Source organism: Mesorhizobium sp. C089B (genome assembly GCF_030323125.1).
Taxonomy (GTDB): Bacteria; Pseudomonadota; Alphaproteobacteria; order Rhizobiales; family Rhizobiaceae; genus Mesorhizobium.
Genome location: NZ_CP100469.1, coordinates 5,049,392 through 5,061,131, shown reverse-complemented (window position 1 = coordinate 5,061,131; position 11,740 = coordinate 5,049,392). Strand labels below are relative to the sequence as shown.

Genomic DNA, 11,740 nt, shown 5'->3' with positions numbered 1-11,740 from the left:
TCCTCAACGTTCGCAGCTGACGGCTGGGGTTCTGAGCGGCAAAGTCATCTTGCAGCAAGGGTAGTAGCCACCCTTGTCCTTGTCGGACTGCCTGTAGAAGCAAAGTCCAACATCGACTCTGTCGCCCGGAGAATGGCCGGTGATGTCGACCGTGTAAGGCTTACCGGGAGCATGCGACTGGGGTGATGTCACCCCGACGCCTGGTGTCATGGACTGGACCTTGATCGAATCGCCGCCAAAGCCGGCATGGTCATGGAGATAGAGGTCGGCCTGGAGGCCGCGAGGCGTGCAGTAGAACTGAACATCCTCGACATCGATGCACGGAGGCAGATCGCCGGGCGGTGGGAAGCCCGGCGGATAGAACGGCGGCAGATAACCGCCTGGGATCTCTTCATAATAGCCGGCACGGCCGTCGCAGGGGTGCCAGACCTCGACGTCGCCGACATGGCCTTCCACTTCTGGGTCTTCGAAATAGCCGTCGAAGTCGACGAACCACGAGCCGAAAGGCGGCACGTTGGCCGGCTTGACCAACGGCGTCGGCGTGATCTGCACGCCGTGCACGGCAAGCGGCCCGCCGGCGGCGAGCTGGTCGGCAAGTGTCGGGTTGTCGCGCAGCTTGTCGCCGGTGTTGACCAGCGTGTCGGTGCACACGCCGGTGTCGAGATTGCCGTCGGCGTCATAGCCATATTGCAGGTCGAGCCCACCGGCCGACTGCCGGTTGCCTTGCGGGAAGCCGACTGCATATTCCTGCGGCTCTTCCACCCAGACCGATTCCGTCGCCGGATCGTCCGGGTTTTCGCGCCAGTAGCGGATGACCTCGCCCTTGCCGGAATCGGCGAACTGGCTGTAATCGTAGCGATTCTCGACCGGGCCGCGCTGCGCCAGATACATGAAGCCCTGGCTGTCGAAGGCGATGTCGGTGACGGCGTAGTCCTTGTCGGCCTTGACCGTCAGCTCCCAGCGCGGATCACCGGCAAAGCTGCCATCGCGGGCAATGCCAACCGACCAGATCTCGGCCTTTTCGCCGACCGAATAATAGAGCCGGCCGCCATGATAGGCGACGGACCAGACGCGGCGTTCGTCCTGCGTGTAGCCCCATGTGTCGGGGTCTTCCGAGTCGAAGGCAGCACCCTGTATGTCCATCACCGCACCGTCATCGGCGACGGGAGCCAGCCCATGCGCCGGCCGCCCGGCAACGCCGTGATCGAATGTGTCGATCAGCGTGCCGTTGGCGTCGAGGCGGTGGATGAAGCCCGTGTCGAGGTCGCTGGCGAAGAACTCGCGGTGATTGCTGTCGAAGCTGATGTCGCCGATGCCGGAACCGCTGTTGGTGTCAATGTCGGCGAATTTGGAGACCGCGCCGGTGATGCCGTCGATCTTCCAGATCGTGCCCGGACCGCACCGCTTTCGGTGCCGAACTGGCCGTCCATGAAGACGGCGCCTGCGGTTCCGCGGCGCTGTCGCTCGGGCCGACCGTCGGCATCTTCGTCCGGGGTGACGATACGGATGCCGTGCAGCGAGGTCGCGCCGGCATAGAGGTTGGGGACGCCCGTGGGAACGCCGTCGCGCACACCGTCATCATAGGTAATGGCGAATACCTGGCCGATCTGTTCGGCCGTCACCTCGAAAGGCGGCGGCGTGTAGACGAGCTGGCCGGAAGCCGGTCCGCCGAGCGCCGAAACGTCGAAGACGCGCAAGGTGGCGCGCGTCGTGTCGATGAAGGTTTCGTCGACCGGGTCGACGCCGGGCGGCAGCCCCCCCTTTCGGAATCGGCAGAGTCGAAATTGGGAATGACGGTGCCGGAAAATCCGGTGACCGCCATCGAGCCGGGATAGATGATCTGGGTTTCCTGCGCTTGGGCGGCTGTGCCCAACCAGAGCGCGGCGCTCAGCGCCAGGGCAAGCAAACCGCCGGCCAGATGGAGCGAACGGCGCAAACCGCCGCTTGGAGACGACATGGACGCGCCGCGATCGCAGGACATAAAACTCCCCCCGAAGTTTTCGGGAGGAACATCCGGTCCGGCCGCGCGAAACAGGGCAAGGCGCGGCGTTCCGGCACGTTCGTCCCTGATCGAATTGTCTGCTTTCCTCATCTTCACGATACGCCTGCTCCTGCGCAGGGTCAACGGAATCAGCCGAAAGCCCAGCGCATCGACTCCATCCCGAAGGCGGTGGTCGCGCTGAGCTTGCGTTGGTCCCGGAGACCGTGGAGCCTCTGGGGTCCTGGTCATGGGGCATCCTTTCCGGCCCGCACCATGCGGCGCCTGGTCGTCAGTCGCCGGCTGGAGCAGAAAGGTTCATGCAAAACGGCGGCCGGGTCTGTCCGCCATTTCACAGAGGCGCGGCTAATTCCTTGTGTCAACTCAGGTGGAAAACAGTCTTGGCGCGCGAAAGACCGGCCGGCTTACTTACCGTCAGTGCCGGCTTCTGCTAGCGTCTTCCCAACGCTGGGGGATCATGACACGCAGGCACTTCGTTCTCTTGCTGGCGGCGCTTTTTCCATGTGCGTTGCCGGTCCATCAATCCGTAGCCAAGACCTTGGTCTACTGCACCGAGGTTAGCCCCGATACGTTCGATCCCGCACTCGCCTCCGGATCCCGCGACGCCTCGGCCACCGCTCTCTACAACCGCATGGTCGAGTTCGAGCCCGGCACCACCAAGGTGCGCCCCGGCCTTGCCGACAGCTGGGAGATTTCCGACGACGGCCTCACCTACACATTCCACCTGCGGCACGGCGTGAAGTTCCACAGCGTCGAGGGCTTTACGCCTAGTCGCGACTTCAATGCCGATGACGTGCTGTTCACCTTCGACCGGCAGGCCAACGCGCAGAACCCGTTCAACAATTACGCCAAACGCCAGTACATTTACTTCGACGGCATCGGCATGCCGGATCTTGTCGCCGGTTGGCGCAAGCTTGACGACCATACTGTGGTGATGACGCTGAAGGCGCCGCATTCGCCGATGCTTGCCGACCTGGCGATGGATTTCGCTTCGGTCGTTTCCAAGGAATATGCCGACAAGCTCGTCGCAGAGAAGCGGCTGCTCGACATGGCGCTGAAGCCGGTCGGGACGGGTCCGTTCCAGCTTGTCGACTACCAGCAGGATGCAGTCATCCGCTACAAGGCCAATCCGGACTACTGGCGCGGCAAGCCGAAGATCGACGATCTCGTCTTCGCCATTGCCACCGATGCCAGCATTCGCATGGAAAAGCTGCGCGCCGGCGAATGCGATCTCATGCCCTATCCAAATCCGGCCGACCTGGAGGCGATCAAGGCGACGCCCGGAATCAAGGTCATGCGGCAGGAGGGCCTCAATACGGGATACCTCGCCTTCAACACCTTGCAGAAGCCCTTCGACGATCCAAGGGTGAGGAAGGCGATCGCCATTGCCATCGACACGCAGGCGCTGGTCGACGTCGTGTTCCGCGGCACCGGCGAAGTCGCACGCAATCCGCTGCCGCCAACCTCCTGGGCCTATGACAAGACGAGCCCCGATCATGTCTTCGACCCCGCTGCCGCCAGGCAGGGGCTCGCCGATGCCGGCGTAAAAGACCTGCACATGAAGATCTGGGCGATGCCGGTGCAGCGTCCGTATAACCCGAATGCGCAGCGTATGGCCGAAATGATCCAGTCCGACCTGGCAAAGATCGGTGTCACCGTGGAAGTCGTGACGTATGAGTGGACTGAATACCTTGCCCGCTCGAAGTCACGCGACCGCGATGGCGCCATGCTGTTCGGCTTCACCGGCGACAATGGCGACCCCGACAACTTCCTGTCGGTGCCGCTTGGCTGTGCCGGCGTCGGCACCACCAATCGTGCCAACTGGTGTTTTCCGGCCTTCGACGATCTGCTCAAGCAGGCAGCCGGGATCGTCGATCCCGCTGCCCGCGCAAAACTCTATTCGCAGGCGCAAACGATCTTCAGGGAGCAGATGCCGTGGGTCGCTATCGCCCACTCCGTGGTCTCGATGCCGATGCGCGAACAGGTGACGGGCTATGTCATGGACCCCTTTGATCACCATGATTTCTCGGGCGTCGATATCAAGGAATAGCGTTCGGTGTCTGCCGCCGATCTCGATGTCTATGTAGAGAGCCTGCGCAATTTCCGACTGGTGCGGAGCTATAGCATCGCGCAGTTGCTGCCTTACCTGGAACAGGCTGGATTGAAAGTGCGCCTGCTCGACCGGCCAGCCGGCCGAGATCGGGCGCCGGTGGCCTTTCTGCATGTCGACCTGACAGTCGTGCCGCCAACGTACCGCGGGCTCGGCCACCTCTACGACCGCACCATCAATGGCCGCGCGCTGTCCATCCACAGGCACCTCTATTCGACACTGAAGCTGGAAGCAGGCGACAGCCACGAGGGGCCGGTTGTCGTCAAGACGGTCCTCAACTCCAGGGGCCGACCAGAGCAGCGCTGGTGGCAGCATCGCAACGGCCTGACCAGGAGCGCGCATGCCATCCGCAAGCTCTTCGAACCCGGCTACAAGGACCGCCTGTGCCCGCCCTATAAGGTCTACCAGACGATCGGCGAGGTTCCGCGGGATGTATGGCGCAACAATCGCCTGATGGTGGAAAAGTTCGCTTTCGATACGCTCGACCTGCCCATCGTCAAGCACCGCTACATGTTCCTGCTCGGTGCCGAGGTCAACATGCGGCAGGTCTACGACGATGTGTTGTGCGCCGGCTCAAAAATCCTGAGCAATGAGGTGGGCGGCGCCGTGCCGCCGGAAGTGCTGGCGGTGCGGCAGCGGCTGAACCTGGACTTCGGCGCCATCGACTATTTCATTGTCGATGGCAAAGGCGTTGTCGTCGATGCCAACAAGACCGTCGGCTCAAATCCGGAATGGCTGAAGAAAAACCGCTTTCGCCGGGAGTTCAACGATCGCATGGCCGAGGCGCTGATCGCCTTTGTCCGCGGCTGAGCCGTTCACCCGATCCAGTCGCCCTTGCCCAGCACCGACACCGCTTCGACGATACGGTTGAAGCTGGCGCGGGCCCGGCCGACCGTGTGCCTGGCCCGGAGATAGCCGTGCACCAGTCCCGGCTCCTCGAACCAGGCGGCATGGCCGCCGGCAGCGAGGACGCGGTCGCGATAGGCCTCGCCGTCCGACGACAGCGGGTCGCATTGCGCGGTGATCAGCACTGTCGGTGGCAGGCCGATGAAATCTGCGTCGGCCAGTGGATACAAAGTGATGTCGCCGGTCCCATCGAGGCCGCCGGTGCGGATATCCCTGTAGAAGTCGAGATCGCGCACCGTCAGCATCGGCGCTTCCGCATGCGTCAAATAGGAGCCTTGCGAACGGTCGCCGCCGAGGCCGGGATAGATCAGCACCTGGCCGATCGACTTTTTGGCATGGCTGCGCGTCGCGTGGGCGAGAGCCGCGCAGAGATTGCCGCCGGCGCTGTCGCCGCAGAGCAAAATAGGGCAGTCGTAGTTTGAGGCCGCCCATTCAAAGGCATGCAGCGCATCGTCGAAGGCGGCCGGGTGCAGATGCTCCGGCGCCAGCCGGTAGTCGATGGAGACCACTTCGAAGCCGGTCCGGGCGCACAGCTCGGCGCAGACATCGTCATGGCTGTCCAGCCCACCGAGGATGAAGCCGCCGCCATGGATGTAAAGCACCATCGCGTCCCGGTTGGGTGAGGCAGAGCGATAGATGCGGATCGGGATGTCGTGGCCGGCAATGATTGTCGTTTCCGCCGTCACGCCATCGGGATAGCCGGCAAAAAACTCGCGGCACATCCTGTCATAGATCGCACGCTGCTGGGCGATGGTGTAGTCGATCGTGTCGGGAGGATAGTAGGAGTTGGTCTTCTCGATGAAGGCCCAGGTTTCCGCGTCGATGAGGGTTTTGTAGTCGGTCATGCAGCTCCTTTACCTCCCCCTTGATGGGGGAGGTCGCCGCGAAGCGGCGGGTGGGGGGTGGTGGCGCATCACCCCACCCCGGACCTTCGGTCCGACCCTCCCCATCGAGGGGAGGGTAAAGAGGCTACTTCCCCTTCCACACCGGGTCGCGCTTTTCTGCGAACGCACGAAACCCTTCCATATTGTCCTCCGAGCCATAAAGCGCATCGACCGTCGCCAATTGCCGGCGCGTCACGCGGTTCATCGCGTCCTGGAAGGTCAGCGCCTCCGCCACCCGCGCCGTCTCCTTGATCGCGGCGAACACCAGCGGCGGGCCGCTGGCGAGCAGCCTTGCGATCTCCCAGACGCGCTCCTCGAGCTTGTCCTTGGGCAGCACTTCGTTGACCAGGCCCCAGCGATGCGCTTCCGCCACATCCATCCAGCGGCCGGTGAGCAGAAGGTCCATGGCGACATGGTAGGGAATGCGCTTGGGCAGCTTGATCGTCGCGGCATCAGCCAGCGTGCCGGCGCGGATTTCGGGCAGGGCGAAGGAGGAATGGTCGGAGGCGAAAATGAGGTCGCAGGACAGCGCCAGCTCGAAGCCGCCGCCCACCGCCATGCCGTTGACGCAGGCAATGATCGGCTTGTTCATGTCGCGCAGCTCCTGCAGGCCGGCAAAACCGCCGACGCCATAGTCGCCGTCGACCGCGTCGCCACCGGCGGCTGCCTTCAAATCCCAGCCGGCGCAGAAGAACTTGTCGCCGGCGGTCTTGACGATGGCGACGCGCAATCCGGGATCGTCGCGGAACGCCTTGAAGGTCTCGCCCATCAGCCGCGAGGTCTTGAGGTCGATGGCGTTGGCCTTGGGCCGGTCGAGCGTGACCTCGAGGATGGTGCCCTCGCGGCGGGTGGAAATGACGTCAGACATTCTTCTTCTCTCCCAGCACCAGCAGCGCGTCGGCGATCCAGGCGCCCTTGCCCTCGGCGCAGACGATCAGCGGGTTGATGTCGAGTTCCTCGATCTCTCCGGCATTCGTCTGCACGAAGCCGGCAATGCCCGCGATGGCGTCGATGGCAGCCCCGACATCGGCCTTGGGCCGGCCACGATAGCCGTCCAGCAGCGGAAACAGTTTAAGCCCACGCAGGGCGGCCTCGATGTCGTCGCGCGTCGCCGGCAGCATGAGCGTAACGCTGTCGCGCAACAGTTCGACCAACACGCCGCCGGTGCCCAGTGTCATGACCGCGCCGAACATCGGATCGCGGGTGAAGCCGACGATCAACTCGGCAACGCCGTCGCGCACCATGCGTTCGACATAGAGGCCGGTGCCGAGCGGCAGCAGATCATGCGCGGCCGTGCTGACCGATTCGGCGTCTTTCAGATTGAGCCGCACCGCGCCGACTTCCGACTTATGGGTGACGCCGAGCGCCTTCAGCGCCACCGGGAAGCCGAGCGCCATGGATGAGATGACGGCCTCGACAGCGTTAGCGGCACGTTCTGCCTTCGGCACCGGCAAGCCGGCCTTGATCAGCCGCGCCTTGGCTTCGGCCTCGTCAGGGGTGACATGATCGCCGCCGGCAGCACCGGCAGCCGATGTGTCGATCGGCTGCGCCTGCGGCTCGGCCCAGGCCCAGCCGATGAAGGCCGCCGCGCCTGCGGCATCCATGGCCTCGGAAATACCGAACAAAGGCACCATGCCGCGCGCCATCAGCTCGGCGGTGTATTCCTCCGGCAGGTTCTCCGGCAGCGACGAGACAATCGCGCCATGCGCCTTGTTGGTCTTCAGCGCCGATTCGAAGGCGCGCAGCGTCGCCCACCAGTCGGTGACCGAGCAGCGGTCGGGGCGCGGGAAATCGAGCACCAGCATGTTGAGGTCGAAACCGCCCGACACCATGGCGGTGAAGGTGGCGGTCATCGCCGGTTCGTTGTTCCAGATGAAGGTGTGATAGTCCAACGGGTTGGCGACCGCGACCAGCGGCCCGAGCGTCGATTTGACATGGGCGCGGTGCTTGCTGGTGAGCTCCGGGAAATTGACCCAGCGGCCTTCGGCGCTGTCGGCCATGACAGAGGCTTCGCCGCCCGAGCAGCTCATCGATGACAGTCGATAGCCGGGCAGTGGTCCTGTGACATGCAGAAGCTTCAGCGCCTCGATAAAGGCGGGGATGGAATCGACGCGGGCAATGCCGAGCCGCCGCAGGAAAGCGCCCGAGGCAGCGTCCGAGCCAGCCAGCGATGCCGTGTGCGAGACCGTCGCCTGCCGCGCCTGTTCGGACCGGCCGACCTTCATGGCGATGATCGGCTTCTTCAGTTCGCGCGCCCGCGCCGCCAGCTTCTCGAAGCCGGCTACCGAATCGAAGGCTTCGATGTGCAGGCCGAGCGAGGTGACGCGCTCGTCCTCGATCAGGCCGAGCGCCATTTCGGAGAGGCCGGTCTGCGCCTGGTTGCCGGCGGTCATCAGGAAGGCGATCGGCAGGCCGCGCTTCTGCATCGTCATGTTGATGGCGATGTTGGAGGACTGGGTGATGATGGCGACGCCCTTGGCGCCTTCGGGCAGCCTGATGCCGCCATGCTGGTCGGGCCATAGCAGCGCGCCATCGGCATAGTTGATCAGGCCGTAGCAGTTCGGCCCGATGATCGGCATCTGGCCCGCGGCAGCCACCAGTTCGGCCTGCAGCCGCTCGCCGTCATCGTCATAGGCCTCGGTCTCAAGAAAGCCCGCGGCAAAACAGACGGCGCCGCCGGCGCCGCGCTCAGCCAGCGCCTTGATTACCTCGATGGTGAGATGCCGGTTGACGCCGACAAAGGCAGCGTCCGGCGCGTCGGGAAGGTCGGCGACCGAGCGATAGGCCTTGCGGCCGGCGACCTCGTCCTTGTTCGGATGCACCGGCCAGATTTCGCCGGCAAAGCCCATCTTGATCGATTGCGCGACGACGGCAGCGGCCTGCGCCCCGCCGAACACGGCGATGGATTTTGGACGCAGGAGACGTTCAAGCTTATGCATGGTTTATGCCCCGAACGGGCGCAGCAGCGCCCGCGAAATGATGTGGCGCTGGATTTCCGACGTGCCTTCCCAGATGCGCTCGACGCGGGCGTCGCGCCAGATGCGCTCCAGCGGCAGGTCATCCATCAGCCCCATGCCGCCATGGATCTGGATTGCTTCGTCGGCAACAAAGGCGAGCATTTCGGTAGCCTTCAGCTTCGCCATGGCCATGTCCTGGTCGGTGACGGTGCCCTGATCGTACTTCCAGCCGGCTTCGAACACCATCAGGTCCGCCGCCTTCAATTCCGTCGCCATGTCGGCGAGTTTGAACGACACGCCCTGGAACTTGCCGATCTGCTGGCCGAACTGCTGGCGTTGCGCTGAGTATTCGATGGCGTGGCCGAGTGCCCGCTCGGCGCGGCCGAGACAGGTGGCGCCGACCTGCAGGCGCGTGGCGCCGAGCCAGGAATTGGCGACGTCGAAGCCCTTGTGGACCTCACCCAGCACCTGGCTTGCCGGCAGGCGGCAATCGTCGAATTCGAGGATGGCGTTGGTGTAGCCGCGATGCGAGACGTTGCGGTAGCCGTCGCGCACGGTGAACCCCTTGGTGCCCTTGTCGACGAAGAAGGCGGTGATCTTCTTGCGCTTGCCGCGCGGCGTTTCTTCCTCGCCCGAAGCCATGAAACTAATTGCGAAATCGGCCAGATCGGCGTGGCTGATGAAATGCTTGGTGCCGTTGAGCACCCAGTCGTCGCCGTCCTGCACGGCTGACGCCTTCATGCCGCGCAAATCGGAGCCGGCGCCAGGCTCGGTCATCGCCAGGCAGTCCCACTTCTCGCCACGAATACACGGGAACAGGTATTTTTCGCGCTGCTCCGGCGTGCCGGCGAGCAGGATGTTGGAGGGGCGCGCGACGCAGGTCCAGTGCAGCGCATAGTTGGCGCGGCCGAGTTCCTTCTCGTAGAGCAGCCAGGTCACCGTATCGAGGCCGGCGCCACCGACATCGGCCGGCATGTTGGCGGCATAGAGCCCGGCTTCGATCGCCTTGACCTTGATCTCTTCGATCAACTCGCGGCGCAGCACGCCGGTGCGCTCGACCTCACGTTCATGCGGGTAAAGCTCGTTCTCGACGAAAGCGCGCGTGGTCTCGACGATGAGCTTCTGTTCCTCCGAAAGACCGAAATCCATGGCCTCAGCCTTTCTTCTTTTTCTTCGGCTTTTCCGCCTTCTTCACCGGCTTCGATGCCTTGGCCTTCTCTGCGGCCTTGGAAGCGGCCGGCTTCTTCGCCGCCAGCTTGGCCAGCTGCTTGGTATAGTCCTTGTGCAAGGTGCCGGCGCCCCAGCCCTTGCCTTTGTTCTGTTTCGACAGAGCATCCATGATCGCGACCAGATTGTCGTCGCGGATCTTTTCCAGCTCACGGATCGACAGGCCGTGCGCCTGGTCGTCCGACTGGGTGGCGATCAGATCGACCAGCTCGTCGTTGAACTCCGGCACGTCCATCAGCTTGGTCCACGGCCATTTCAGGCACGGCCCGAACTGCGCCATGAAGTGGCGCATGCCGGCTTCGCCGCCGGCGACGCGATAGACCTGGAACATGCCCATCTGCGCCCAGCGCAGGCCGAAGCCATAGCGCATGATGTCGTCGAGTTCCTCGACGGTGCAGATGCCGTCCTTGATCAGCCACAGCGCCTCGCGCCAGGCCGCTTCGAGCAGGCGGTCGCCGACAAAGGCCTCGATCTCCTTGCGGATCACCACCGGCTTCATGCCGATCGATGCATAGATCTCCTTTGCGACCTCGATCGCCTCTGGAAAGGTCTGTTCGCCGCCGACGATCTCGACCAGCGGCAGCAGATAGACCGGGTTGAAGGGATGTCCGACAACCAGACGCTCCGGATGCTTCTTCATCGCCACCTGCATGTCGGTCGGCTTGATGCCGGAGGTCGACGAGCCGACAATGGCGTTGGCCGGCGCGTAGAGATCGATCTCGGCCAGTACGCGGTGTTTGAGGTCGAGCCGCTCCGGCACGCTCTCCTGGATGAAATCGGCGTCGGCCACCGCCTCGGCGATGGTCTTGGCAAAGGTCAGTCTGCCTTCCCTGGGCAGGCCGCCGGGAACCATCTGCTTGTAGGCGCGGCGCGCGCCCTTCATCACTTCCGAGACCTTGCGCGACGCTTCCGGGTCCGGATCGAAGATCGACACGTCGATGCCGTTGAGCAGCAGCCGCGCCACCCAGCCGGCGCCAATGACACCGCCGCCAATGGCGGCTGCCTTGTTGATGATGCTCATGGTCAGGCTCCGGTTCTTGTCTTGGCGGTTTCGGGGTCGATGAGAGGCACGCGCTCGCCGGAGCGGATCACGGAGGGGTCGTAGGCCTTGCGGGCGAAGACTTCGAGCACGAAGGGCCGGAAGAATTCGATCGGCAGCGTGTCGAAGTCCGGGTCGAAGCTCGACTGGTCCCAGCGTTCGCAAAACTGGTCGCAATCGTCGAAATAGGCATGGCCGGCGAAGCGGTCGCGAGCATGGCGGTTGCCGCCGAGATGATGCGCGTAATAGAGCCGCTGGAAGTCGCCATGCTTTTCCACCACCCAGGTGCATTGCTCGCGCACGAAAGGTTTCAGGATCGAAGCGGCGTATTCGTCGTGATTGTAGGGAGCGTAGATGTCGCCGATGTCGTGCAGCAGCGCGCAGGCGATCCAGTCGGTGTCGGCGCCGTCACGCCAGGCCCGCGTCGCCGCTTGCAGCGAATGGCCGAGCCTGGTGATCTTGTAGCCCGACAGGCCTTCGTCGAGTTGCACCAGTGCGTCGAGCAGCCGCTCGCCGGTCCTGGCGGCATAGTCGATCTCATGGGCGGTCAGGAACTCATAGTCTTGCCTGTCGCCATCCTTCATCGCAGTGAATTTGACGGTAGCCATGATCCGCTCC

The 11,740-nt window shown here is 63.9% G+C and carries 8 protein-coding genes and 1 pseudogene; 2 read left to right on the top strand and 7 right to left on the bottom strand.

The window, feature by feature from the left end:
• Positions 1–3: 3 nt before the first annotated feature.
• Positions 4–1,957, bottom strand: a pseudogene (locus NLY44_RS25020) (NHL repeat-containing protein).
• Between the two features lie 499 nt (positions 1,958–2,456).
• Between NLY44_RS25020 and NLY44_RS25015 the strand changes: the two are divergent.
• Both NLY44_RS25015 and NLY44_RS25010 read left to right on the top strand, forming a co-directional pair.
• Entirely contained in the window at positions 2,457–4,049 is a 1,593-nt protein-coding gene (locus tag NLY44_RS25015; protein ID WP_023806194.1) for an ABC transporter substrate-binding protein, read from the top strand.
• 6 nt (positions 4,050–4,055) lie between these two features.
• Positions 4,056–4,919 carry a hypothetical protein gene (locus NLY44_RS25010; RefSeq protein WP_023806195.1) on the top strand — a complete coding sequence of 288 codons (864 nt, stop codon included), beginning with the start codon at positions 4,056–4,058 and terminating at the stop codon, positions 4,917–4,919.
• A gap of 5 nt (positions 4,920–4,924) precedes the next feature.
• On the opposite strand, the gene NLY44_RS25005 is transcribed toward NLY44_RS25010, so the two are convergent.
• The 6 genes from NLY44_RS25005 to NLY44_RS24980 form a co-directional block, all read right to left on the bottom strand.
• Positions 4,925–5,860 carry an alpha/beta hydrolase gene (locus NLY44_RS25005; protein WP_023806196.1) on the bottom strand — a complete coding sequence of 312 codons (936 nt, stop codon included), beginning with the start codon at positions 5,858–5,860 and terminating at the stop codon, positions 4,925–4,927.
• A gap of 124 nt (positions 5,861–5,984) precedes the next feature.
• Positions 5,985–6,767, bottom strand: a complete 783-nt coding sequence (locus NLY44_RS25000) for a carnitinyl-CoA dehydratase (protein ID WP_023711294.1) — start codon at positions 6,765–6,767, stop codon at positions 5,985–5,987.
• A complete protein-coding gene (locus NLY44_RS24995) occupies positions 6,760–8,838 on the bottom strand; it encodes an acetate--CoA ligase family protein (protein ID WP_023711295.1) in 2,079 nt (692 codons plus the stop codon). The genes NLY44_RS25000 and NLY44_RS24995 overlap by 8 nt, the downstream gene beginning before the upstream one ends.
• Positions 8,839–8,841: 3 nt before the next feature.
• Positions 8,842–10,005, bottom strand: coding sequence for an acyl-CoA dehydrogenase family protein (locus tag NLY44_RS24990; RefSeq protein ID WP_023668860.1), 1,164 nt, complete (start codon positions 10,003–10,005; stop codon positions 8,842–8,844).
• A gap of 4 nt (positions 10,006–10,009) precedes the next feature.
• Entirely contained in the window at positions 10,010–11,104 is a 1,095-nt protein-coding gene (locus NLY44_RS24985; protein ID WP_023806197.1) for a carnitine 3-dehydrogenase, read from the bottom strand.
• A gap of 2 nt (positions 11,105–11,106) precedes the next feature.
• The gene (locus NLY44_RS24980; protein WP_023806198.1) at positions 11,107–11,730 is read right to left on the bottom strand and encodes an HD domain-containing protein; all 624 of its coding nucleotides are present in this window, start codon (positions 11,728–11,730) and stop codon (positions 11,107–11,109) included.
• Positions 11,731–11,740: the final 10 nt, after the last annotated feature.